General features: G+C 40.1%; 20 protein-coding genes. 14 read left to right on the top strand and 6 right to left on the bottom strand.

The annotated features are described in order from the left end of the window. Positions 1–261 precede the first annotated feature (261 nt). From AC1DQW_RS16215 to AC1DQW_RS16245, 7 genes are all read left to right on the top strand, one after another. Positions 262–2,004: a sensor histidine kinase gene (locus AC1DQW_RS16215; RefSeq protein WP_477455051.1), complete on the top strand. Its 1,743-nt coding sequence runs from the start codon at positions 262–264 to the stop codon at positions 2,002–2,004. Between the two features lie 220 nt (positions 2,005–2,224). After that, positions 2,225–2,503, top strand: coding sequence for a 30S ribosomal protein S15 (gene rpsO / locus AC1DQW_RS16220; RefSeq protein ID WP_076379122.1), 279 nt, complete (start codon positions 2,225–2,227; stop codon positions 2,501–2,503). 130 nt (positions 2,504–2,633) lie between these two features. Next, positions 2,634–4,769 (top strand): polyribonucleotide nucleotidyltransferase, encoded by a 2,136-nt coding sequence (gene pnp / locus AC1DQW_RS16225; RefSeq protein WP_477420648.1) that lies wholly within the window; start codon positions 2,634–2,636, stop codon positions 4,767–4,769. Positions 4,770–4,940: 171 nt separating this feature from the next. After that, positions 4,941–5,213, top strand: a complete 273-nt coding sequence (locus tag AC1DQW_RS16230; protein ID WP_477455052.1) for a hypothetical protein — start codon at positions 4,941–4,943, stop codon at positions 5,211–5,213. Between the two features lie 210 nt (positions 5,214–5,423). Continuing rightward, positions 5,424–6,092, top strand: a complete 669-nt coding sequence (gene rpe / locus AC1DQW_RS16235; protein ID WP_477455053.1) for a ribulose-phosphate 3-epimerase — start codon at positions 5,424–5,426, stop codon at positions 6,090–6,092. Positions 6,093–6,276: 184 nt separating this feature from the next. Next, entirely contained in the window at positions 6,277–7,344 is a 1,068-nt protein-coding gene (serC, locus tag AC1DQW_RS16240; RefSeq protein ID WP_477455054.1) for a 3-phosphoserine/phosphohydroxythreonine transaminase, read from the top strand. Between the two features lie 171 nt (positions 7,345–7,515). After that, positions 7,516–8,469, top strand: a complete 954-nt coding sequence (locus AC1DQW_RS16245; RefSeq protein WP_477455055.1) for a D-2-hydroxyacid dehydrogenase — start codon at positions 7,516–7,518, stop codon at positions 8,467–8,469. 304 nt (positions 8,470–8,773) lie between these two features. Here the strand turns inward: AC1DQW_RS16245 and AC1DQW_RS16250 are convergent, their stop codons facing one another. The 4 genes from AC1DQW_RS16250 to AC1DQW_RS16265 all read right to left on the bottom strand — a co-directional run bounded on the left by AC1DQW_RS16250 (position 8,774) and on the right by AC1DQW_RS16265 (position 13,457). After that, positions 8,774–10,177 (bottom strand): MBL fold metallo-hydrolase, encoded by a 1,404-nt coding sequence (locus AC1DQW_RS16250; protein WP_477455056.1) that lies wholly within the window; start codon positions 10,175–10,177, stop codon positions 8,774–8,776. Positions 10,178–10,294: 117 nt separating this feature from the next. After that, complete coding sequence (locus AC1DQW_RS16255; protein ID WP_477455057.1) at positions 10,295–12,127, bottom strand: ABC transporter ATP-binding protein; 1,833 nt, start codon at positions 12,125–12,127, stop codon at positions 10,295–10,297. 28 nt (positions 12,128–12,155) lie between these two features. After that, on the bottom strand, positions 12,156–12,671 hold the full coding sequence (locus AC1DQW_RS16260) for a hypothetical protein (RefSeq protein ID WP_477455058.1): 516 nt from the start codon (positions 12,669–12,671) through the stop codon (positions 12,156–12,158). A gap of 9 nt (positions 12,672–12,680) precedes the next feature. Beyond that, positions 12,681–13,457 (bottom strand): SAM hydrolase/SAM-dependent halogenase family protein, encoded by a 777-nt coding sequence (locus AC1DQW_RS16265; protein ID WP_477420641.1) that lies wholly within the window; start codon positions 13,455–13,457, stop codon positions 12,681–12,683. Between the two features lie 101 nt (positions 13,458–13,558). Here AC1DQW_RS16265 and AC1DQW_RS16270 point away from each other — a divergent pair, with 101 nt between their 5' ends. The 4 genes from AC1DQW_RS16270 (at position 13,559) to AC1DQW_RS16285 (ending at position 16,977) form a co-directional block, all read left to right on the top strand. Further along, positions 13,559–14,518 (top strand): PhoH family protein, encoded by a 960-nt coding sequence (locus AC1DQW_RS16270; protein WP_477420640.1) that lies wholly within the window; start codon positions 13,559–13,561, stop codon positions 14,516–14,518. Between the two features lie 147 nt (positions 14,519–14,665). Continuing rightward, on the top strand, positions 14,666–15,610 hold the full coding sequence (locus AC1DQW_RS16275) for a phosphoribosylaminoimidazolesuccinocarboxamide synthase (RefSeq protein ID WP_477455059.1): 945 nt from the start codon (positions 14,666–14,668) through the stop codon (positions 15,608–15,610). A 53-nt stretch (positions 15,611–15,663) separates the two neighbouring features. Beyond that, on the top strand, positions 15,664–16,041 hold the full coding sequence (locus AC1DQW_RS16280; RefSeq protein WP_477407353.1) for an STAS domain-containing protein: 378 nt from the start codon (positions 15,664–15,666) through the stop codon (positions 16,039–16,041). 21 nt (positions 16,042–16,062) lie between these two features. Then, a complete protein-coding gene (locus tag AC1DQW_RS16285) occupies positions 16,063–16,977 on the top strand; it encodes a ribonuclease Z (RefSeq protein WP_477455060.1) in 915 nt (304 codons plus the stop codon). Positions 16,978–17,151: 174 nt separating this feature from the next. Here the strand turns inward: AC1DQW_RS16285 and AC1DQW_RS16290 are convergent, their stop codons facing one another. Next, positions 17,152–18,096 carry an MlaD family protein gene (locus AC1DQW_RS16290; RefSeq protein WP_477455061.1) on the bottom strand — a complete coding sequence of 315 codons (945 nt, stop codon included), beginning with the start codon at positions 18,094–18,096 and terminating at the stop codon, positions 17,152–17,154. Positions 18,097–18,228: 132 nt separating this feature from the next. After that, positions 18,229–19,119, bottom strand: coding sequence for an N-acetylmuramoyl-L-alanine amidase family protein (locus AC1DQW_RS16295; RefSeq protein ID WP_477455062.1), 891 nt, complete (start codon positions 19,117–19,119; stop codon positions 18,229–18,231). A gap of 107 nt (positions 19,120–19,226) precedes the next feature. On the opposite strand from AC1DQW_RS16295, the gene AC1DQW_RS16300 reads away from it, so the two are divergent. The 3 genes from AC1DQW_RS16300 to AC1DQW_RS16310 are packed head-to-tail and all read left to right on the top strand — an operon-like array spanning position 19,227 to position 24,934. Further along, complete coding sequence (locus tag AC1DQW_RS16300) at positions 19,227–22,052, top strand: putative LPS assembly protein LptD (RefSeq protein ID WP_477455063.1); 2,826 nt, start codon at positions 19,227–19,229, stop codon at positions 22,050–22,052. 5 nt (positions 22,053–22,057) lie between these two features. Next, entirely contained in the window at positions 22,058–23,305 is a 1,248-nt protein-coding gene (locus AC1DQW_RS16305; protein ID WP_477455064.1) for a competence/damage-inducible protein A, read from the top strand. Between the two features lie 42 nt (positions 23,306–23,347). Next, entirely contained in the window at positions 23,348–24,934 is a 1,587-nt protein-coding gene (locus AC1DQW_RS16310) for a dihydrolipoamide acetyltransferase family protein (protein ID WP_477455065.1), read from the top strand. The last annotated feature ends 246 nt before the right edge of the window (positions 24,935–25,180 follow it).

The following is a 25,180-nucleotide window of genomic DNA, read 5'->3' on the forward strand; positions in this document are numbered from 1 at the left end:
TTTTCAGAATTATCATAGTGGATACCAGCCAATGGTGGTGAGAAATACGTTTCACGAATTCGTAAAAATATTACTGAGTGAAATTTAAATAGCTGCTAAGCGTTCTCCCTTCATATGAGCATATTTAAAAAGTGCATAAGGTTGAAATTTCTATATTTGCGAAATTTTATAAGTTATTTTGAACGAAAAGGCGTCGGTAGGTGACTTGTTATTAACAATGCCTGAACCAATCAATTTTCCCCTGTTTACAACGAGTCAACGATGCTAAAAAATATAGGAGTTACAAAAGGAAGATCAACACATTATCACCGCAGGATATTTATCATATTCCTGGTATTTACCTTCCTGATCACCGCTGGTTCCTTGTTCCTGAGAAATTCAATTTCAAAAAAACTGCAAAACCTGGGTCAACAATATAAAGACCCTCTGCAATCGCAGGAGATCAATAATGTTTTGCTGGATTTAAACAGTGCAGAAAATGATTTTCAGAAAGCGAGTTTATATGGCGGTAGCGAAAAGTTAGAGTCCTATAAAATAAAACTTACAAATGTTTTCAACCAGATCAATACCATACTTAATAAGTATAAAGCTGATATTCCCAAATATTTTCCAGCGGGTAAGGGTGAGCTTGAAAAAACTTTTGACCGTAAATTATCTATGTCAAAAGAAGTATTTAAACTTAAGCACAAGTTTGATTCGCTTTTAAACGCAACAACCATACAGGGGATTAAAGGGCAGGGTAATTTAAATGCTGCGGCCGGTTATCAAACCAGGCGCCATTTCAATGTGAAAAATGGGGCAGATACACTGGTAAAAGAAATAAATGCACCCGCCAGCAAAAACGGTTTGTTTAAACGTTTGAGGGATGCGTTTAATAATAAAAACCAGGCAGGCACCTCCGTCAGGGTGCTTACAGTCAATCGTGTAAAACAGATCAGCGATTCGGTAACACGGTCTTTAGTCAGAAAGCAAAATCTATCGGTTGAGCAATTGGTCCGGGAATTAAATGAAGAAAACAATCACCTCACCGAGTCCAACAAGCAGTTGATAGCCGCCAACCTTAACCTGGTTATCCAGCTTCATCAGTTGGTACAGGAGCTCAAGGATGTTCATATTAATGCCTGGGAGCTAAGCCGGAATAAAACACTTGCCCAGTACCAGCTTGCAACAAGCGAGCTTAACAATTTTACCGGCGTGGCCGTTATTATGATTCTTATTTTCATCATCCTGCTGCTTGTTTACATCCGCAAGGCAGGAAAAGCAGAAGAGCTTTACCTGGCAGAGAATGAAAGAGCCATTGCCCTTGCCGAGCAAAAATCGGAGTTGTTGGCCATTATGAGCCATGAAATCCGTAATCCGCTTACAACCATTACTGGAACTATTTATATCTTAAACAAAACTATTCGCTCACCTGAGCAGCAAAAACGTCTTGCTTCTATGAACCATGCTGCCCAGATGTTAATGGAGACTATTAATAATATACTTGACGCCAGTAAGATAGATCATCAGAAAGATGAAGTGCTTAACTTATCTGAGTTTAATCCTTACCATGAGATTAGCCATGCGATAGCAGCCATGAGCTTTCTTGCAGAAAATAAACAGATTTATTTAACCRCAGAGTTTGACGGGGACGAAGATGTGTTAATCAGCGGGGATGCTTTCAGGCTAAAACAGGTTATGATTAATTTGCTGGGTAATGCTATAAAATACACAGAAACCGGAGGTGTAACGGTTAAGGTTAATTTGCGTTCAATTAATGAGCATCAGCAAAAACTGGAAGTACGGATTATTGATACCGGAACAGGTATCCCTAAAGAAAGGCAAGCTAAATTGTTTACCAGGTACTACCAGGCCGACCGCTCGGGAGATAAAGCGGGTACAGGTCTCGGCCTTTATATTTGCCACCAGCTTCTTGTATTGCAGCAAGGAAGCATTGGTGTGGAAAGTGATGCAGGAAAAGGTAGCTGTTTTTACTTCAATATTCCCTATAAAAAAGTTGGTTAGCAGTATTTTATTGCCGTTTATAGCAATAAGGTTATTCTTTAATAAATTCCTTTACAATTAAGGATCTTCTTCTCCCGGCATCCTATGTGGCATTTACTAATGAAGGGAATGATTCCGGTTAAGAATCATCTTACAGTTCGGCTTGCATATATGAAACATTCGCACTATCTTTGCACCCACAATTAACAAAAATATTTAACGCTTTAATATTATTCAAGTAATGTATTTAGGTAAAGAAGCAAAGGCAGAGATCTTTGCAAAACATGGTAAAGGTGCTACAGACACGGGTTCGGCAGAAGGACAAGTAGCATTATTCACCACTCGCATTGCACACTTAACTGGTCACCTGAAAAAAAACAAACATGATTTTTCTACCCAGTTATCGCTACAAAAATTAGTAGGTAAACGCCGTGCATTGCTGGCATACTTATTCAAAAAAGACATTGAAAGATATCGTGCTATCATCAAAGCTTTACAGCTAAGGGATATCATTAAGTAATTCTCTCTTTTTTTATTTAAAAGCCATCCCGAATTTGGGGATGGCTTTTTTACTTTTGCAACAAATATTATACATACATAAAAAACYGGTGCGCTCCGAAAGATGAAAAGTGCACCACAAACAAAAGAAGATGAGTTTAAACGTAATTAAAAAAGTTATCGATTTAGGTGATGGCCGCACCATTGAGATCGAAACAGGTAAACTGGCCAAACAAGCCGATGGCTCTGTAGTTATTAAAATGGGTGATACCATGTTATTGGCTACTGTAGTATCATCGCAGGAAGCGAAAGAGGGAGTTGATTTTTTACCCCTTTCTGTTGATTACCAGGAAAAATACGCTGCCACCGGTCGTATCCCGGGTGGTTTTTTGCGCCGCGAGGCACGTTTATCAGACTACGAGGTTTTGATCTCGCGTTTGGTTGACCGCGCTTTACGTCCGTTGTTCCCTTCAGATTATCATGCTGATACACAGGTGATGATCTCTTTAATTTCTGCAGATAAAGACATTATGCCTGATTGCCTTGCCGGTTTGGCTGCATCAGCAGCATTAGCTGTATCTGATATTCCTTTTAACGGTCCTATATCTGAAGTACGTGTTGCTAAAATTGATGGCCAGTTGGTAATTAACCCAACTTTAAGCCAGCTTGAGCGTGCTACTTTAGAATTTATTGTAGCAGGTAGCGAGCATGACATCAACATGGTTGAAGGTGAATCAAAAGAGATTCAGGAAGCCGAATTGGTTGAAGCTATTAAGTTTGCACACACCGCTATTAAATTGCAGTGTTTAGCTCAAAAAGAGTTAACCATTGAAGTTGGCAAAACCGAAAAACGTGTTTACAGCCATGAAAACAGCAACGAAGATTTGAAAAAAGCTATCTACGCTGCTACTTACGATCAGGTTTATGCTATCGCTTCTTCTGCATCTGCAAAAGATGAGCGTTCTGCCAAATTCAAAGAAGTTCGGGATGCTTACATCGCTACTTTAGGCGAAATTGATGATGTCACTAAGTTTTTAGCTAAAAAATACTACCATGATGTGGAGTACGATGCTATCCGTAATCTTGTATTAGATGAAGGCAAACGTTTGGATGGTCGTACAACTACCCAAATCCGCCCTATATGGAGCGAAGTGGGTTATTTACCATCTGCTCACGGTTCTGCGGTGTTTACACGTGGTGAAACCCAGGCATTAACTACTGTTACTTTAGGTGCTAAGGATGATGAGCAAATGATTGATGGCGCGTTCATCAACGGTTACCAAAAATTCCTGTTGCATTATAACTTCCCAGGTTTCTCAACCGGCGAGGTTCGTCCGAACAGGGGTGCTGGTCGCCGCGAAATTGGTCACGGTAACCTGGCCATGCGTTCGTTAAAACAGGTATTGCCATCTGAGGATGAAAACCCATATACTATCCGTATCGTTTCTGACATCCTGGAATCAAACGGTTCGTCATCAATGGCTACGGTTTGTGCCGGTACATTGGCTTTGATGGATGCAGGTATCAAAATTAAATCGCCGGTATCAGGTATCGCGATGGGATTGATCACCAACGAAATGGGTACTAAATATGCGATCCTGTCGGATATCCTTGGTGACGAGGATCACTTAGGTGATATGGACTTTAAAGTTACCGGTACCACAAATGGTATAGTTGCCGTACAAATGGATTTAAAGATCAATGGCCTATCATACGAAGTGTTAACCAACGCTTTAAACCAGGCTAAAGAGGGGCGTTTACACATTCTTGGTGAAATGGCTAAAACTCTTACTGCTCCCCGTGTTGATTACAAACCACATGCTCCGCGTATTGTTACCATTAAAATTGATAAAGAATTTATTGGTGCAGTTATCGGGCCCGGCGGTAAAATTATCCAGGAAATGCAACGTGAAACCGGTGCAACTATTTCTATCGAAGAAAAAGACAACCAGGGTATCGTTCAAATATTTGCCGATAACAAAGCTTCTATCGATCAGGCTTTATCAAGGATCCGTAACATTGCTTCTAAACCAGAAGTTGGCGAGATTTACGAAGGTAAAGTGAAATCAATTATGCCGTTTGGTGCATTTGTTGAGATCATGCCAGGTAAAGACGGTTTGTTACACATCTCTGAAATTGATCACCGCAGGATTGAGAAGATGGACGGCATCTTTGAAGTGGGTGACGAGGTAAGGGTTAAATTGCTTGATGTTGATAAACAAGGTAAACTGAAGTTATCGCGCAAAGCGTTATTGCCAAGGCCAGAGGCACCAAAAGCAGACAAATAAATTTTATATTTTGATATATGCAAAACCCTCTATATGAGGGTTTTGTTATTTTTTCTTGTATTCTTGACACTTTTTTTGCAAAAAATTAAAACAAAAGGCATTTATTTAAACTTTATATCAGTTAATAAATAGTTGATAAAACCTTAAATTTTGACTCCGCTTGTAAAAAACATGACTTCTGCTACCAATGATCCTTTAGATTTTCTCAACAATAATCCGCATGGGAAGCAGTCGGCTGCGCAAAATGATCTGGTTCAGCAGTTATTATATGAAATTATCCGTGTTAAAGAATTAATACAGTATTATGATTCCATCCCCAATGGTGGCGGTCAGCTTGGCTCATCGATTTTGAACGAACTGGTAGCAGAGGCCTATGGTTCTTTAGTTAATTATGATACAGTATTGATGAAAAAGTACTATGATCTGTTGCTAAACTGCGATTAGGAGCGCCCTAAGCCCCTGAAGGGGGAATGATAAGTATATTTCTTTCATAAAGAGCAGTCATGCCGAATATATTCGGTATCCTACGTGCAAGGTATATTTCATGCTGATCACTTGTCCTGTGAGATCCTGAAACAAGTTCAGGACGACGGGTTGCCTAAAAACTTTACAAATAATTGCAGTTAGCAATGTTTGGGATTTATATATTTGCACATGAATCACCTGATAGCACCATCAATTTTAGCAGCCGATTTTGCCAACCTGCAACGCGATATTGAAATGATCAATAAAAGCGATGCCGACTGGGTGCATGTTGATATTATGGACGGCATGTTTGTGCCAAACATCTCTTTTGGTTTTCCCGTTGTTGCTGCAACTAAACAGCATGCTACCAAACCGCTGGATGTACATTTAATGATAGTTGATCCCGACCGCTATTTAAAAGCTTTTAAAGATACGGGAGCTGATGGTATCACTGTTCACTATGAGGCTTGTCCGCATTTGCACCGAACCATACAGGCTATTAAAGAACTAGGCTGCAGGGCAGGAGTAGCCCTTAACCCGCATACGCCTGTTGCCTTGCTTGAGGATATTATTGCCGACCTGGATATGGTGCTCATCATGTCTGTAAACCCCGGCTTTGGCGGACAGAAATTTATTGACAATACCTACAAAAAACTCAACGACCTGAAAGAGCTTAGCCGAAAGAAAAATCCTGGATTACTGATAGAAGTTGATGGTGGTGTTGGCGAGCATAATATAAAAAAATTGTTAGATGCCGGTGCAAATGTGCTGGTTGCGGGCAATTCGGTGTTCTCGTCGGCCGATCAGCTTGCTGCGGTATCTAATCTTAAATACCCCGAAAGGTTATTACAATTGTAATAATTACTACCAACCTTATAGGATTAATTTAAAATTTGCAATCAAAAAGGCTTTTGTTGACTAATTGTATATTTTTTCAAAAAATGTAAATAAATCCTATCAATTTTGTCAAATTGATTAACTTCGGCCCAACTAAATACAAAGTTCCTAATCAAGTATTCAGAACCTACAATACGTTAATTATATGAAACATAATTTTGGTGCCGGACCTGGCATTTTACCTCACGAAGTTTTAAAACAAGCTTCAGAGGCGGTTATTGATTTTAATGGTACAGGATTATCATTACTGGAGATCTCCCACCGGTCGAAAGAATTTGAAGCAGTTTTGGATGAAGCTGTTGCATTGGTAAAAGAATTATACAGTGTGCCAGAAGGTTATTCGGTATTATTTTTACAAGGCGGTGCCAGCACACAATTTGCTATGGCCCCTTATAACCTGCTGCCATCTGGTGGCAAAGCTGCATACCTTGAAACAGGTGTATGGGCAAACAAAGCCTTAAAAGAAGCTAAATATTTTGGCGAAGTAGAGATAGTAGCCTCATCAAAAGCGAGCAACTTTACTTACATTCCTAAAGATTATACTATTCCTGCTGATGCGGCTTACTTTCACATCACATCAAACAATACCATTTATGGTACACAGTTACAGGAGTTTCCTAAATCACCTATACCTGTAGTTTGTGATATGTCGTCAGATATATTTAGCCGCAAAATTAACGTTGCCGATTTTGGTTTGATTTACGCCGGCGCTCAAAAAAATATGGGCCCTGCCGGTGTTACCCTGGTAATTGTTAAGGATGAGATACTGGGCAAGGTTGATCGTAAGATTCCTGCAATGTTTAACTATCAAACTCAGATAGAAGGCGGTTCTATGTATAATACGCCGCCATGTTTTGCCATCTATGTATCAATGCTTACGCTTAACTGGTTAAAAGCCAAAGGCGGTGTTGAAGCCATTGAGCAGGAAAACATTACCAAGGCAAGAGTATTGTATGAGGAGATTGAGCGTAACCCGTTGTTTAAACCTGTTTGTGCCGTTGAAGACCGCTCACATATGAACGTTACCTTTGTAATGGAAAATCCTGAGCTGGAAAAACCATTCCTTAAATTATGCGACGAAAGAGGCATAGTAGGCATCAAAGGACACAGAAGTGTTGGTGGTTTCAGAGCATCAATATACAACGCATTGCCAATAACCAGTGTATACGCGCTGATTGATGTAATGCAGGAATTTGCAGAATTAAATAAATAATTAACGTTCATTAGTTCATTCGTTCATTCGTTCATTAGTACTTACGAAGCGGGCCTCTGAACTAATTAACTAAGTAACAATCGTTTATTTGTTCGCTGTTCATCAGTCTATTTAATATTTAATAAAGCAGACCAATGAACTAATGAACCAATAAACCAATGAACCAATAAGATGATCAAAATATTAGCTAATGACGGTATCGATCCGATAGGAAAACAGCTTTTAGAGGAAGCCGGTTTCTTTATTGATACCAATAACATTCCACAGGATGAATTGCCTGTTAGGTTACAGGAGTATGATGGTATCACTGTACGTAGTGCGACTAAAGTACGTAAAGCATTAATTGATGCCTGCCCAAATTTGAAACTGATTGGCCGCGGCGGTGTTGGTGTTGATAATATTGACGTTGACTATGCCAAAGAAAAAGGTATTGGTGTTTATAACACCCCTGCTTCATCATCATTATCAGTTGCAGAATTGGTATTCGCCAGCTTATTTGGAAGTGTTCGTTTCCTGCCAGATAGCAACCGCAAAATGCCGGTTGAGGGCGCTACTAAATTTAACGACCTGAAAAAAGCTTACGCAAAAGGTATCGAGCTGCGTGGTAAAACTTTAGGTATTGTAGGCTTTGGCCGTATTGGCCGCGAAGTGGCTAAGATAGCCATTGGCGTTGGTATGGAAGTTTTAGCTTATGACCTGTTTCCATTCAACCCTGAGCTTGACATCGTTTTGGGTGGCGGAACCACAGTTAAAGTAAGCGTTAAAACAGCTACTTTAGATGAGGTTATCAAGCAATCTGATTTTATAACACTACATACTCCATTTATTGATAAAGCTTTATTTGGTGCAGAAGAATTAGCGCAAACCAAAAAAGGTGTTGGACTTGTAAATATTTCACGTGGTGGTTTAATTGACGAATTGGCTTTGGTTGATGCATTAAACAGCGGCCAGGTTTCATTTGCAGCTCTTGATGTGTTTGATAACGAACCAAGCCCTCGTGAAGAGATCCTGAAACACCCTAAAATTTCTTTAACTCCTCACATTGGTGCTGCCACCAATGAGGCCCAGGAAAGAATAGGTACCGAGCTTGCTAATTTGATCATTGGTCATTTTAAGAAAGCATAAACACGAATTCTCTCGAATTGGTTCGAATTTCACGAATTGAATCAGACTCCAATTTTACGAATAAAAACAAATGGCACGAATTCCTAAAGAGTTCGTGCCATTCGCTTTTATAAAGCCATATATAATTAAAAACAAGTCATGCATGTTTCAGCCTCTCACGTGTTAAGCGGCGATATGCAACGCTTACAAATTGAATGTTGCCTTGCAGAAATAATTTCCATGACCGAAGTGTCGGCTCATCAATTTATCCAACTTGTCGACTCCCAAAATTCGTGACAATTAGAGTCCATTGGTGAAATTCGTGTTAAATTAAATTGTACGTTATGTCCTTTTCCGGTACCGTAACAGCATATCCTTCTTCCTCCAAAGAAGTAGCCAGCAGCTTCATGCTTTCTCCTTCACCGTGAACAAGGAATACGCTCTTAAGTTTTGCTTTATCCTGCTGTTTTACGTTATCTAATAGGTCCTGGTGATCACCGTGGGCGCTAAGTACATCGGTTTGTTTGATGGTGGCGTAAACGGCCAGCTCACGGTCTTTAATGTGAACTATGGAATCGCCGCGCAATAAACGGTGACCTAATGTTCCCTTGGCGCAATAGCCTATGAACAGGATGGTACAATAATAATTCTGGATATTATAGAACAGGTGATCCTGGATGCGCCCGCCCTCCAGCATTCCGGCTGATGAGATGATGATACAGGGTTCATAGTAGTTCGAGATCTGACGGCTATCTTTCAGGTTTTCTACATAGGTAAGGTTGTCAAACTCAAATTCATCGCCTTTATCCCTGTAAAAATCCTGTGCTTCCTGGTTTACCAGGCTGTGGTATTTGCGGAAGATGCCGGTTGCCATGGTAGCCATTGGGCTATCCACAAAAACCTTAACCTGTGGCAGTAAACCTTCTGTAAAGATCTTATTTAATGAATAGACCAATGATTGTGTACGCCCAATACTAAATGCAGGGATAATTAAGCGACCTTGCTCTCTTACACAAGTTTTATCAATAACTTCGATAAGCGTCTCTTCTACCGATTTGCCTTTGGTATGGTAACGGCCACCATATGTTGATTCTGATACCAGGAAATCAACCGGGGGCAATTCCTGCGGATCGTTGAGCACCGGGTAATTCTTTCTGCCGATATCGCCTGTAAAGGCAATGGATTTTTCTTCGCCGTTCTCAATCACTTTTAAAACTGCCGCTGCTGCGCCTAATAAGTGACCAACCGGGATAAAAGTAAGTTCGATATTGCCGTTTATGCGGAAAGGACGGTTAAAGCCTATGGTAACAAAACGGTCAACAGTGTCCATTACATGCTTTTGCAGGTATAAGGGTTGCGGGCTGCTACCATTGTTAAATTTACCTTTGCCGCGTTTCCTGTTTCCTTTATTAGCCTTATTCATGAAAATGCTTACCGAATCAAGCAACAGCAACTCCGTAAGATCAGCAGTAGGAGGGGTACACAATATCTGGCCGTTAAAGCCCAACCTTACCAGGGTGGGCAGGTTACCGGAGTGATCAATGTGTGCATGTGTAAGTATTACCACGTCGATCTCTTCCGGCCTGAAGGGGAAGTTTTCGTTTGATTGTATGCTGCGGTCCTTCTCATAATCTAATCCGCAATCTATTAATATTTTATATTGGTCAACCTCCAGCAAATGCATGCTGCCGGTTACCTGTTGGGCAGCTCCGTGTATCGTTAATTTCATTTTATAAGTCGATGGGCCACAGTCAATATACCATAGCCTCAATATACCTTTTAGGTTTTCGGTTTAATATCCGAACTTTTATTTTAATAATGGTAATCCGTAACAGATAATCACGAATTAGTTACTCTGCGATTCAAATTGCAGCTGACTTAAATAGCGATAAAGCCCCTGTTCGTTGCCTATGAGTTCCTGGTGGCTGCCGCTCTCGATGATCTCACCTTTTTCCAGTACAATGATCTTATCTGCCTCACGGATAGTTGATAAGCGGTGGGCGATGATAATAGAGGTACGATCTTTCATCAACTCTTCCAAGGCTTCCTGAACTAAACGTTCAGATTCCGAATCTAACGATGACGTGGCTTCATCCAAAATCAATATTGATGGATTTTTTAACAATGCCCTCGCGATAGCAATACGCTGGCGCTGACCGCCCGAAAGCTTTACACCACGCTCACCTACAATGGTTTCATAACCTTCGGGGAAAGAGGTAATAAACTGATGTGCGTTTGCACGTTTGGCAGCCTGTATAATATCCTCTTTGGATGCATTCAATCGGCCATAAGCAATGTTCTCTAATATTGATCCCCCGAACAACAATACATCCTGCGGAACAATGGCAACCTGGTTACGGATATCGGTAATGGAATAATCTGACGCCGGCCGGTCATCAAATAAAATTATTCCGTTTTGCGGATGATAAAACTGTAATATCAATGAAGCCATAGTTGATTTGCCCGAACCGCTTGGCCCAACAATGGCTACCTTTTGCCCGGCAGCAGCATCAAATGAAATACCTTTTAAAATAGTTAGTTCTGAGCGGGATGGGTAGGCAAAAACCACATTATCGAAAGATATATCTCCTTTGACGGGTTGATCTACCTGGTTGTTATTTTCAACCATAGAGATATCTTCGCCGGTTTCGGCTAATATCTCCAGTACCCGTTCACTTGCACCTACTGCTTTTTGTAAGTTGGCATATAAGTCGGGGAAACTGCCCATAGCAGCGCCTACAAATATGGAGTACATGATAAAAGTGGTTAAATCACCCACCAGGATTTCTCCGTGGCTAACCAATACCGATCCGTACCATATAACGCCCACAAAAGTACCGAATAAACAAAATACAATAAACGATGCAAAAATTCCACGGAACTTGGCGCCCTTTACAGCTATATCTACTACGTTTCGTAATATCTTATCATAACGGGTGGCTTCATAAGCTTCGTTTACAAATGCCTTTACGTTTGCAATGCCCTGCAGGGTTTCCTCAACAATAGTGTTTGATTCTGCGAGTTTATCCTGCGCCTGCCGTGAGAGTTTACGAATAAACTTTCCGAAAAATACAGCGAATGCCACCAGGAACGGTAAAATAGCAAGTAGGGCAAGGGTTAATTTTATAGATACTACTGCCAGCAAAATAACACTACCTACCATGATCACTAACTGCCTGATGATTTCGGCTATGGTAGTTGTTAATGTATCCTGTATTTGAGAAAGATCGGCAGATATGCGGCTGTTTAATTCACCAACACGGCGGTTGGCAAAAAAGTTCATAGGCAGGGTGATGAGCTTAAAATAAGTATCGCGCCTGATATCAGCCAGCGAACGCTCTGCAACCTGAACAAACCATACTACCCTGAAAAATGAAACAAATGCCTGGCCAAATAATAAGATAAACCCAAAAACTGCAATTCCATTTAAGCTATGCGGGAGGTATTGGCTTACAAATTTGCCCTGGGCTGCATCAATTAATGATCCTAATATTTTAGGGAAAGCAAGCCCAACCAAACTCGATATAAACAAAAATAACATTCCTGCTATAAACTTCCACCGGTAGGGTTTTATGTAAGTGAGTAGCTTCCGTATGTTTTGGATGCTCTGCCTGTTTATTTTTGCTTTAGGTAATTCGGTCTCGGTCTTAGCGCCACTGTTCAGTCGTCCTCTTGCCATTTATAGTTTTATAGTTACGGGCGCTAAATTACACCTTAACTTTGTTTCTTTTGTAAAGGAGATATAAAATTGACGCAAGCATGAGGGCAATTACAATTATATAGATAGTATGTGAATCGCCCTTTTGTTCTGCGTTGGCTTTAAGTTGCGCATTTTGTTGTTTAAGCTTTTTAATTGTGGCTATAAAGTTCCGGTTAATAGTTTCTGCTTCCTGGCTATGACTTTGGATTTGCCTTTGCTGAAAAGCACGGTACTCCAGTAAAATTTTTAGCTCCTTATAAATATTGTCATCTGTTTTTACAATATCCATCAAAATACTGTTCGAGCGGCGGATATCGTCCTTTGTTTGAAGACCGAAAATTCCGGTATGCTGGCTTAAGCTTTGGCTATACTGCCCAAATTTTTGCTTGCGCGAAGCCAACATATTGTTGATTTTTTTACGCTGAAGCTGGTATGCTATAGAATCGGCGTTAAACTGCGATTGTGCAAAAAGATCGCCCACGGCAAAAAAACATAGCAAGCCAAGTAGTATTAGTTTTCTCATATGTTAATTTTACTGAAACTCGATAATCACCTTATCGTTAAGGTTTAAACCTAATAAACCACTCGCGTTTCCTTTATTTATAGCAATTTCTAAATGGTCGCTGATGCCAAAAAGGCATAATTTTTCGCCCACGGGAACTTCATTATAGTGCCAGCTAAGGTGGTTAATAGTTTCGTTGCGCTTAAAATTCAGCACAAAACGACGGCCCTGCTGTACACTGTTAAAAAACTCCTTGGTAATGTTGGTAATCACATTTTGAAACGAATCAATATAAATAACAACACCTTTTATCAGGTTTTTTTCGATAACAGGCTGCAGGTTCATTTTGTTTTCTATTTCATGTACCGGAAGACCAATCTCGCTAAGCTTTCCGCCCTTTGCAAGGTGACACGCTGCCTTTACAAAAATATCGGCAAGGGGAAAATGGAGAAATTTAAGGTCTTGCATAATGTTGATCTCTACAATCTCTTCCGGGTCGGTATCAAACATCAGGGAGAAAATCCCATTATCGGCACCTACAAAATAATGTTTTTTGTACCTTACGGCCAGGTACTTTGTATGATCGCTATATACAGTATCGATGCCTATAAGGTGTACCGTATCTTCGGGGAAGTAATAAAAACTGTTCTTTAATATAAACGCGGCCTGTTGCACATTAAAAGCCGCTACACTGTTGGTAATATCAACAATATTAACTGTAGGCAACAATTTATAGATACTTCCTTTTAAAGTAGCCTGGTAAATGTCCTTATCGCCCAAATCAGTAGTTAATGTTATTATTGCCATTAATTTTATAATATTTATTGCTAATCTTGTAATAGCATTTGAAGCTACAAATATTCAATTTTTAATTCATAAAAATCCGTAACTAAAAAATCAAATTAGTATTGAACGAACTTAAGCTATCAATTGAAAACGTAAATCCAGCCGTATTGTGGGGGCCAAATAATGATCATTTTGAGATCATTAAGAAACAATATCCCAAGCTTAAATTAGTTGCACGAGGCAACGAAATAAAAGTTTTGGGTGATGATCACGAACTAAATGTTTTCCAGGAAAAATTTTCTCATCTGCTGCAACATGTTGAAAAATTTGAGAACCTGAACATTACCGATCTTGAACGTATTTTAGGATCGAAAGTTACTACAGGGCCGTCAACTGACCAGGTTACCGATAAATTTGCCAGCGGCGAGGTTATAGTTTTTGGTCCGAACGGAGTAATGGTGAAAGCCCGTACTGCCAACCAGCGTAAAATGGTTGATAGCATTAATCAAAGCGATATTCTTTTTGCCATAGGGCCTGCGGGTACGGGTAAAACCTATACTGCAGTTGCATTAGCTGTACGCGCCCTTAAGAATAAAGAAATAAAGCGTATTATTTTAACCCGCCCGGCAGTTGAAGCAGGAGAGAACCTCGGCTTTTTACCCGGCGACTTAAAAGAAAAGATCGACCCGTATCTGAGGCCGTTGTATGATGCCCTTGATGATATGATCCCGGCAGAAAAACTTAAGTTTTACCTGGAGAACCGTACCATTGAAATTGCACCATTGGCATTTATGCGCGGCCGTACCCTTGATAATTGCTTTGTGATATTGGATGAGGCCCAAAATGCTACCGATATGCAGCTCAAGATGTTCCTGACACGTATGGGGCCATCTGCAAAGTTTATTGTTACAGGCGATGTTACGCAGATAGATTTGCCCAAAAAGCAACAATCGGGCCTGCATACAGCCCTGCGTATATTAACAGATATAAAAGGGATTGAAATAGTTTACCTAAGCGGCGAAGACGTAGTACGTCATAAGCTGGTACGTAAAATATTGGCCGCTTACGGGGATATTCAGTAGATATGAGATATTAGATTTGAGATATGAGATGCCTTTTCGGCGTTTTATACTCAAACAGATATTGTGATATCAGTAGATCTGAGATATGGGTTTTGATTGTTCTTCAGTCTCAAATCTCACATCTCAAATCTCAAATCTAATTCAACAATGAATTCAATAAAAGAAACACATTTTAATTTTCCCGGGCAAACCGGTTATTATAAGGGTAAGGTACGGGATGTTTATACCATAGATAACAAGTATCTTGCTATGGTAGTATCTGATAGGATCTCGGCATTTGATGTTGTACTGCCCGAGGCTATTCCTTATAAAGGGCAAGTGCTTAACCAGATAGCCGCCCGTTTTTTAAAGGCTACAAGTGATATTGTACCTAACTGGGTTATATCAGTTCCGGACCCAAGTGTTACTATAGGCCGCATTTGCGAGCCTTTTAAGGTAGAAATGGTAATTCGCGGATATTTAGCGGGCCATGCCGCACGGGAGTACAGCGCCGGTAAGCGACAGGTTTGCGGTGAAGCACTGCCCGAAGGGTTAAAGGAAAACGATATCCTTCCCGAGCCTATAATCACGCCAACTACTAAAGCTTCGGTGGGGCATGATGAAGATATTTCAAAAGAAGAGATCCTGGCACGTGGCATTGTATCTGCCGGTGATTATGCTCAATTGGAAAGTTATACTAAAGCTTTGTTTAAACTAGGTACCGAAATTGCTGCAAAACAAGGGCTTATACTGGTTGATACCAAATATGAATTTGGAAAGGTTGGTGACGAAATTTATTTGATTGATGAAATTCACACCCCTGATTCTTCAAGGTATTTTTACAAGGAAGGTTACGAGGAGCGTCAGCAAAAAGGCGAACCACAAAAACAGCTTTCAAAGGAGTTTGTAAGAAAATGGCTTATAGAAAACGGTTTTCAAGGTAAGGATGGGCAGGTTGTTCCTGTTATGACAAAAGAAATTGTTGAATCGATATCTGAACGCTATATTGAGCTTTATGAGCAAATTACAGGAGAGGCATTTGTAAAATCGGATACCACGAATGTTTTGGATAGGGTAGAAAGTGCTATAAAGCATGCGCTTAATAACATGTAATTTTTATTTCCAAATAAAATAATCTTATCTTAGCTTAATAATTTTCAATAAGAATGAAATTTGCTGTCGATAAACACGAGAAATACATTTTAGTGAAGCTCAATGAATCAAAATTGAATTCATTAGTAACACCTCAGTTAAAATCTGAGCTGATATTGATCAATACGGAAGGGCAAAGAAATATCATTCTTGATCTTTCTCAAGTTAAATTTGCCGATTCATCTGGCTTAAGCAGCCTGTTGGTTGGGCATCGTCTATGTAAAAATGCGTCTGGCGTATTTATTCTTGCGGGTTTAAATGATGCTGTTTCGCGTTTGATCACTATTTCTCAATTAGATAACGTACTAACCATAGTACCAACTTCTGAAGAAGGCGTCGATCTTATTTTCATGGAAGAAATTGAAAAAGAACTTAAAAAAGAATCAAGATAACCCAATGATTGTTTACCGGGTATGAAATTTGAGGTAACAATACTTGGAAGCAGTTCTGCCACCCCCATTTTTAACAGGAATCCTACAGCACAAGTGCTCAATATTAATGATCACTTGTATTTAATTGATTGCGGCGAAGGTACCCAGCAGCAAATGCTGCGCTTTGAAGTTAAAGCAAGCCGCATCGATTACATATTTATCAGCCACCTGCATGGTGATCATTACCTGGGCCTGGTAGGTTTGCTTTCATCAATGCACCTTAACGGACGAAAAAAAACGCTATATCTTTTCGGCCCTCCGCATTTAATGGAGATCATAGACCTGCAATTAAAGTATTCTGAAACTACACTTCATTTTCCGTTGGCCTTTACCCAAACCAATGCGCAAAAAGCCGAAGTTATTGTGAATAATAATGATATCATTATAGAAACAATTCCGCTAAATCATCGGATTGACTGTACCGGTTTTATATTCAGGGAAAAAAAACGATTACGTAAGTTACGTAAGGAGATAATAGAAGAAATGGAGATCCCGGTAGCATATTTTACGGCTTTAAAAAAGGGTGCTGATTATACTTCGCCAACCGGGAAGGTCTATAAAAACGAAGATCTTACCATTGATTCTGAAGAGCCTAAATCCTATGCTTATTGTTCAGATACGTTATATGGTGAGCAATATTTTAAACAGATAGCCAACGTCACACTTTTATATCACGAAGCTACCTTTTTAAATGATATGCTGGATAGGGCGAATATTACTTATCATACTACGGCGCTACAAGCAGGAGATATTGCGTTAAAAACAAATGCTAAAAAATTGCTGATCGGCCATTTTTCGGCCAGGTATAAAACTTTAAATGAGTTACTGGATGAAGCAAAAAGTGTTTTCCCTGCTACCGAACTGGCAATTGAAGGAAGAACGTTTTGTATAGAATAATAGATGCTGATGTGCAAATTAACTCCGTTGAGGGCTTCGCCGTTTCAAATGTGCAGATTTTAGATGTATGATAATTTATTAATCATTCTCAGATTAACACCCTCCAGTCCAAAAAAAGGCGATAATCGTTGTGATTACCGCCTTTTTTCTTTGTATTAATTCTTTCTTCCGTTTTTAATCTTTTTTCCCTCCAAAAACAGAGAAACTTACATACCGTTTTGGGTGCGCCTTTAAGTCAAGTAAAAGGTTGTTAAGACTATTGGTGGCGGCATCCATGTTTTTGTATACTTTATCGTCGTTCATCAATAAGCCTAATGTTCCTTTTGTCGAGTTGATATTAGCTATGGTAGCCTGCAAATCGGCCATGGCTTTGTTTGCATTATCCAGGGTGTTTTTGATGTTTGATGCGGCTATATCGTTGCTTATTTTTTCAAAATTGGTAGCCATGCCATTAACGTGTACTGTGCTGGTTTTTAAATTATCAGAAACAACTTCGGCATTTGAAAGTATAACATCAATGTGTTTTGTTTGAGTGCCTACCAAATTGTCAATCTTTTTGGTAACTCCTTCTAATGTTTGCAGTGAGTTGGCAATGCTCATGAAGCTTCGGTCAACATTTTTTTGAAAGTTGGGGTTCAATATTTTGTTGATTGCCGCAAGAGATGAATCGAGTTTATTAATAAGCATTTCGGCCTTTTTTTGAATTGGCTGCAGGCTCTCGGCAAGGCTTCCCTGTATATCAGCTTTTAAAGTGTCTTTGTTCTCGGCAAGTATTTTACTGTTCCCCAGTTCAAAAACAATGGCTTTACTACCTAAAAGATCGGTACTTTCCAGCTTTGCAAGTGTGTTGTTAGGTACATCGTATTTTTCCTCAATTTTAAATTCTACGATGGTACGACCATCCGGCTGAAGCTCCATTTTCGAGATCCGGCCTATCTGGAAACCATTTACCAATACAGGTTTTGATACGCCAAGGCCTTCTACGCTGTTATAAACTGCATAAAATTTATTTGACCCCGAAAAAACATCGTTGCCTCTTAAAAAACTATATCCCAGTATCAGAATAGTAATGGAAATTACTGTAAGTGCGCCAATTTTTGTTTCGTTTGAAATTTTCATTAATAAGTAGTGTGATGTTGTTTAAATTTTTAGAAGCACTTACCGTGTACCACAGGCAATATTTGTAACTATTATAATATACATTTAACCCGTTGATTTAGCTTGACAGCTAACGGCAAACAAATACTTTTATTATTGAGATATTTTTTCAATCTCGTTTTTATAATTTAATAAGGCGCGAACCAGGGAGCTAACAATTTCGTTTTGTCCATCTTCAGAATTCAGGTATGCTTCATCCTGCGGATTATTTATATAGCCTGTTTCCACTAAAACCGAGGGCATAGCAGTGTGGCATAACACATATATACCCTGCTCCCTTAAGCCTTCGCTTGGGCGGCCATCTGTTTGCACAAATTCACTGTTAATCAAAGTGGCCAGCTTGATACTTTGCTGCCTGAATTTTCTTTTATATTCGTTAGTTAAAATAATGGTTATGGGATCATCAGGGTCTAATCCGGCATCCATTCCCGAGTCCTCTTCAACCTGGTTATTTATTATCGTTTTTTCTTCCTCTTTGGAACGGTGCAATCCATACACCAGCAATAATACGCCTTTACCAGATCGATCGGGTACACTAACCGTACGGTAAACCGGTTTACGGCGTTTGGTTCCTACCTGCTCTCTTACCCGTCTATCCGATAGTGAGTTACAGTGTATTGATATAAAAATATTCCCTTTATTCTCATTGGCTATTTCGGCACGTCTTTCAAATGAAACATCATCCTCGGTTGTGCGCGTTAAAACTGCCTTTACTCCCGCCATATCTTTTTCTATAGCATTTTGCAATTTTAAGGCAATGGCAAGCGTTACATTCCTTTCTAAGGAAAAGGAGCCGGATGCGCCAGGAGAAAAATGACCTTCATTGCCTGAACGCTTCACTCCATGTCCCGCATCGATAACAATAGTTTTTATTTTAAAACCACTACTAATAACAGTATCTGTTTTTATGAAACCATAAGTTGTAACCGGAAAATATGAAACAAGTGCCAGCAAAACCGATAAACTATAAATGAATCTTTTCAATGCCCTATTTTTCATTATTTTTGAACGCTGTTAACTAATATCTGCAAAAATACTATTCATAATCAATTTTGAAATTCATATCTCTTTTTTTTCTGCTTGCAATTATTTTGACAGTAAACGTACTTGTTGCTGAAAGCAAAGGTACATTTATCGGGCATAGCCACAAATCAGGCGCAGATACCATCATCAAACTCGACACAACCAAAGCCAGAGATAAGAAACTCCTTAAAGTTAAGAAATCTAAGCCAACTAAGACAACTCAAAATGCCGATGGCCAGGGCTTAGGCAATACCTTTAAAATAAACCCTGCCGCCGATACCGTTCTTAAAGTTGATACTCCCAGAAATAAAGTTGACACTAATAAAAAAAGAATAAACGGAAAGCAGCCCGCGCCGGTTAATAAAGGTGCGTTGCCTGCAGATGATACTACTAAAAAAAAGGGGGGCATACAATCAGAAGTTAAGGCAGTAGCAGAAGATTCCACTATTGTTGATAATGAACACGACATTTTATACCTGTATGGCCGCGCCCGGGTAACCTATGAGGATTTTGAGCTTGACGCCGATTACATAAGGGTTGATCAGAAAAATCACCTGATTTTTGCAAGCGGAAGTATTGACCCCCGCACCAAGCGCTATATTGGCAGGCCATTATCCAAATCAAAAAGCGAAAAGCCCGTAGCATCCGATTCGTTGTTGTTTAATTATAATACTAAAAAAGGAAAACTTTATAACCCTGCATCTGAGCAGGAAGGTAACTTTATATCTGGCGGCCAGGCAAAAAAACTAAATGAAACCGAGGTTGCTTACCGTAATGTGATTTTCAGTACCTGCGATTTGCCTTATCCTGATACACATTTTGGTATAGTGATAACAAAGGGCATAGGTGAAAAAAACAGGATCATATCCGGGCCGGCATATTTGGAAATAGAGGGGGTGCCGTTACCACTGGCCATCCCGTTTGGTTTCTTCCCTAAACCTAACCAGCGAACATCCGGGGTTATTTTACCCACTTTTGGCGAAGACGCAAAGCTGGGCTTTAAACTGGCTGGTTTTGGCTACTACCTGGGCCTTAGCGATTATATGGATTTAACCACAACAGGTACAATTTACTCCAAAGGGTCATATGAAGTAAACTCTACTGCAAGGTACCTGGTACGCTATAAATATACGGGTAACTTATCTTTAAGTTATGGATCACATAACTACAACTTGCCCGGCGATCCCCCGGCGAAGGATATCCATATTGACTGGACCCATTCCCAGGATCCTAACGCCAACCCGGGGTCAACATTCAGCGCGTCAGTTAACGCGGGTACATCTGGTTATTTTTCCCGCAACCCGTCAAACTCAAATTATAACCCAACGATTGCCGCGCAAAGCAGCTTGCGTTCAAGCATATCTTACGGGAAAACATGGGCCGGTACACCCTTTAACATGAGCGTAGGTATTGGCCATAGCCAGGATATTGCCAATAAAAAAATTACCATAGAGTTACCAACTATAGCCTTTGGTATGTCGTCCATTAACCCTTTCGATTCAAAGGATAGGGTAGGCGAACAAAAATGGTATCAAAAAATAACGGTTAGCTATAACATGAACGCTACCAATAAAGTAAATGACATCCCCGAATCGGAGTTGTTTAAAAGCACAGTTACCAAGCGTTTACAAAATGGATTTCAGCACCAGATTCCTGTAAGTTTGGGTTTAAATGTGCTTAAATATTTTCAGTTTAACAGTAGTGTAAATTATACCGAACGCTGGTATTTTCAATCAGTAAATAAAAGATTTGAACGCGGCAGTATCTCCAATTCAGATCAGTTGCTTGTTGATACTATTCAAGGGTTTAAACGTGCCGGTAATTATAGCCTTAGCACCGGCCTGTCAACCAAATTATACGGTACATTAAATTTTAAAGGCAATTTAAAAGCAATAAGGCACGTAATGACCCCGTCTATTGGTTTTGGTTATACGCCGGATTTCTCGGATCCAAGCTATGGGTATTACAAAACAGCTGTAAGCAATGCAAGTGTACCATACCCGTACACTTATCAAAAATACTCAATTTTTGAAAACGGAGTTTATGGCTACCCATCCAGCGGCAAGCAGGCTGGTATCAGCTTTTCATTGGATAATATGATTGAGGCCAAATTAAAAGCAAAAAGTACGGATACATCGGGTACCGATAGAAAGATCACCCTGTTGCAGGGGCTATCTTTTTCAACATTCTATAATTTCGCGGCCGATTCCATGAAGCTTTCAAATATTCAATTTTCGGGGCACACAGCCCTGTTTAAACAAAAAGTGAATGTTAGCTTCAGTGGTTCATTTAATCCGTACGTTATTAGTGTACATGATTCTATTTCAAATAACGCCATTGTACGCACCAGTACGCTTGTTAATAAATACAGGTGGTCTAACGGCCAGTTCCCTCAATTAAGTGCCGTCAGCATTTCTATGAGCGGTAGTTTAAACTCTACTACAGCCAAGGCACCGGGCACCCCTAATGTAAATACCCTACAAAATATTGGGGCCCAGCAGGCACAGCGACTGGCATTGATCAACAGTGACCCCAACTCATATGTGGATTTTAATGTTCCCTGGAATATATCGCTTAACTATAGTTATAGCTATAGTAATTACTTAAATAATGTATCTACAAGTAATACGCTCATGATTAGCGGCGATGTAAGCATCACGCAAAAATGGAAGATTCAATATTCAACAAACTATGATTTTAAAGCTGCCAAGCTAAGCAGCGCCACCTCTTTTTCCATTTATCGCGATTTGCATTGCTGGGATCTTTCGTTTCAGTGGGTGCCATTTGGCTATTTAAAGTCATACAACGTTACCTTAAAGGTTAAATCAACCATTTTGCAGGATTTGAAACTGAGTAAACGAAACGATTATTCAAGTAGCAGAAATTTTTATTAATTAATATGTTGGCAGAGATCATAACCATTGGTGACGAAATACTCATCGGACAAATTGTTGATACCAATTCGGCCTGGATGGCTAAGGAGTTAAATAAGATAGGTATCAGGGTTAAACAAATCTCGTCTGTATCTGATGATAAAGATCATATACTTAAAGCCCTGGCCGAAGCTGCGGCACGAGCAAAAATTATATTTATTACGGGAGGCCTGGGGCCAACAAAAGATGATATCACCAAGAAAACACTGGCCGAATATTTTGGTGTCGGTCTTGTTGAAAATAAGGAAGCACTTGAAAATGTGGAACGTATTTTTGCTAAATACAATCGCCCTTTGCTTGAAGTTAACCGGTTGCAGGCACAAGTACCTGCAAATTGCGAGATTGTATTAAACAAAAACGGCACAGCGCCGGGTATGTGGTTTAACCATGAAGGTATTATTTATATCTCAATGCCGGGCGTCCCCTTCGAGATGATGTACATGATGGAAGACGAAGTGATTCCTAAGATAACCAATACATTAAAGCTGCCATCTATTATTCATAAAACACTTTTAACCGTAGGAGAGGGTGAATCATTTTTAGCCGAGCGAATAGCTGATATTGAAAACCAACTCCCATCTTACATTAAATTAGCCTATTTACCCAAATTGGGCCAGGTTAGGTTGCGTTTAAGCGCTTTTGGTGATGATGTTTTACAGCTTCAAAAGCAAATTGATGAATTTGCGGGTAAAATAATCGAACGCATTGGGCCTGTGTTTGTAGTCGACCGGGATATCCCACTCGAAAAAGCTATCCTTGATAAAATGGCCGGAAGAGGTCTTACATTATCTGTAGCCGAAAGCTGTACCGGCGGATATATTTCGCATTTATTTACACAGCATGCAGGTTCATCAAAAGTGTTTTTGGGTGGGGGCATCACCTATTCAAACGGGTTAAAGGAACATATTTTAGGTGTAAAACACCAAACACTTGAGCAATTTGGGGCCGTAAGTGAACAAACTGCAAAAGAAATGGTTGAAGGTGCACTATTAAATTTTAAGACGGATTTTGCCATATCCGTAACAGGAGTGGCCGGGCCTGATGGAGGTACTGCGGATAAACCCGTTGGTACAGTGTGGGTTGCAGTTTCAAGTAAAGATAAAATGTTAATAAAGAAATACACATTTGGCAATAAAAGACAGCAAAACATTGAAAGGAGCGCTGTAATGGCGTTATCAATGTTGAATACTTTACTAACAGAAGTTGCAGATTAAGGCTCAAAATGCATAATTTTGGGCAAAAGTATAAATTGTAAAATGGCCCAATACCAACTGTTATTGCCAAAAATGGGAGAAAGCGTTGCGGAAGCAACCGTAATTAAATGGAATAAAAACCCAGGAGATCGCGTTGATGCCGACGAAGCAGTAATGGAAATTGCAACAGACAAAGTTGACTCTGATGTACCTTCTCCTGTATCTGGTAAATTGGTTCAACAACTTTACCAGGTTGATGATGTAGTACAGGTAGGAGCAGTAATTGCAATTATAGAAACTGAAGAACAAGTGGCAACTCCTGTGTCAGAAATACATCCGGCTCCCCCGGTAGAGGAACCCTCATTAGTACAACACCCTAACGCAGAAGAACAAAAACCGGTTGTGGAACATATTCCCGCTGAGGAGGCCCCTGCATCAATAGAAGGGCAACCTGAAGAACAAACACCAGTCGCTGAAACCCCCGAAGTTACTGAAGAAAAACCGGCAATTGCGGTACCGGCAGATATTCCTGGCATTAGTCAACTTGAACAAAAAAGTGCTTCGGTTTATGAGCAGGCATTTAAAAGTGAAGGAAGATTTTATTCGCCTCTTGTACGCAATATTGCGAGCCAGGAAGGTATCGGTATTAATGAACTTGATAGTATCCCGGGAACTGGTTCGGAAGGCCGCCTTACTAAAGATGATCTGTTAAGTTATATTGAGTATAAGCAAACACCGGCTGGTCAAAAAACTCAAACATCTGTACAGCACCCTGCGGGGAGCGCGCCGGCTATCAGTGAAAATGGTTCTGTTGAAGCAACAAGTGTTGCAGTACCCGCAAGTGAGCCGGCAATAGCTCCACTACCAGAAGCGCCAAAAGCTGCAACGCCGACAGAAAAACCAGCAATAAGCGAACCTTCATCGGTAAGTTCAGTTTCGGGTAGTGATGAAATAGTTGAAATGGACAGGATGCGCCGCCTTATTGCCGATCATATGGTGATGAGCAAACATACCTCGCCACATGTTACCTCGTTTGTTGAAGCCGATGTAACCAGCCTGGTGCTATGGCGCGAAAAGATAAAGAATAGCTTCGAAAAACGTGAAGGCGAAAAAATAACCTTCACCCCGATATTTATTGAAGCTGTAGTTAAAGCGATCAGGGATTTCCCAATGATCAATATTACGGTTAACGGCACACAGATCATTAAAAAGGCTAATATCAATATCAGTATGGCAACAGCACTGCCAAGTGGTAACCTTATTGTGCCTGTAATTAAAAAAGCCGATCAATTAAACCTGCTTGGGATAACCAAGGCAGTAAATGATCTTGCAAACCGGGCCCGGATTGGAAAACTACTGCCGGATGATGTACGGGAAGGTACCTTTACTATTACCAACGTAGGTTCGTTTGGCAATGTGATGGGTACGCCTATTATTAATCAGCCGCAAGTAGCTATCCTGGCAGTAGGTGCTATCAAGAAAAAACCGGCTGTAATTGAAACTCCTGAAGGCGATGTTATTGCAATCCGTCACATGATGTTCTTGTCGTTATCATACGATCACCGTGTGGTTGATGGTGCGCTGGGCGGATCATTTGTTCGGCGCGTTGCTGATTACCTGGAGAAATGGGATTTGAACAGGACGATATAATCCTTACCATATAACGCAAAAACAGGCTGATTAGCCTGTTTTTTGCGTTATAAAATGTATTCTCTTGTCTCGTCCTGAAAAAAGTTTACACTTTTACTGATTAGTACGGTGTTTAGTTTACACTTTATTTTAGTCCTGAATAGGGTTTACCATTTTCTAAAGATAAAGAATAATTGTTGTGGCTTGCTTGTCGTGTTGGAATGTGGGAAACTCCTTCAGTTTTCCATATTTCAATGCGTTTTTCTT

Source organism: Mucilaginibacter sp. P5_A4 (assembly GCF_056400605.1).

What these genes read in the sequence shown, in the direction of transcription:
- rpsO (WP_076379122.1), top strand. Translation starts at nt 2,225, where the DNA reads ATGTATTTAGGTAAAGAAGCAAAGGCAGAGATCTTTGCAAAACATGGT.
- pnp (WP_477420648.1), top strand. Translation starts at nt 2,634, where the DNA reads ATGAGTTTAAACGTAATTAAAAAAGTTATCGATTTAGGTGATGGCCGC.
- AC1DQW_RS16230 (WP_477455052.1), top strand. Translation starts at nt 4,941, where the DNA reads ATGACTTCTGCTACCAATGATCCTTTAGATTTTCTCAACAATAATCCG.
- rpe (WP_477455053.1), top strand. Translation starts at nt 5,424, where the DNA reads ATGAATCACCTGATAGCACCATCAATTTTAGCAGCCGATTTTGCCAAC.
- serC (WP_477455054.1), top strand. Translation starts at nt 6,277, where the DNA reads ATGAAACATAATTTTGGTGCCGGACCTGGCATTTTACCTCACGAAGTT.
- AC1DQW_RS16245 (WP_477455055.1), top strand. Translation starts at nt 7,516, where the DNA reads ATGATCAAAATATTAGCTAATGACGGTATCGATCCGATAGGAAAACAG.
- AC1DQW_RS16250 (WP_477455056.1), bottom strand. Translation starts at nt 10,177, where the DNA reads ATGAAATTAACGATACACGGAGCTGCCCAACAGGTAACCGGCAGCATG.
- AC1DQW_RS16255 (WP_477455057.1), bottom strand. Translation starts at nt 12,127, where the DNA reads ATGGCAAGAGGACGACTGAACAGTGGCGCTAAGACCGAGACCGAATTA.
- AC1DQW_RS16260 (WP_477455058.1), bottom strand. Translation starts at nt 12,671, where the DNA reads ATGAGAAAACTAATACTACTTGGCTTGCTATGTTTTTTTGCCGTGGGC.
- AC1DQW_RS16265 (WP_477420641.1), bottom strand. Translation starts at nt 13,457, where the DNA reads ATGGCAATAATAACATTAACTACTGATTTGGGCGATAAGGACATTTAC.
- AC1DQW_RS16275 (WP_477455059.1), top strand. Translation starts at nt 14,666, where the DNA reads ATGAATTCAATAAAAGAAACACATTTTAATTTTCCCGGGCAAACCGGT.
- AC1DQW_RS16280 (WP_477407353.1), top strand. Translation starts at nt 15,664, where the DNA reads ATGAAATTTGCTGTCGATAAACACGAGAAATACATTTTAGTGAAGCTC.
- AC1DQW_RS16285 (WP_477455060.1), top strand. Translation starts at nt 16,063, where the DNA reads ATGAAATTTGAGGTAACAATACTTGGAAGCAGTTCTGCCACCCCCATT.
- AC1DQW_RS16290 (WP_477455061.1), bottom strand. Translation starts at nt 18,096, where the DNA reads ATGAAAATTTCAAACGAAACAAAAATTGGCGCACTTACAGTAATTTCC.
- AC1DQW_RS16305 (WP_477455064.1), top strand. Translation starts at nt 22,058, where the DNA reads ATGTTGGCAGAGATCATAACCATTGGTGACGAAATACTCATCGGACAA.
- AC1DQW_RS16310 (WP_477455065.1), top strand. Translation starts at nt 23,348, where the DNA reads ATGGCCCAATACCAACTGTTATTGCCAAAAATGGGAGAAAGCGTTGCG.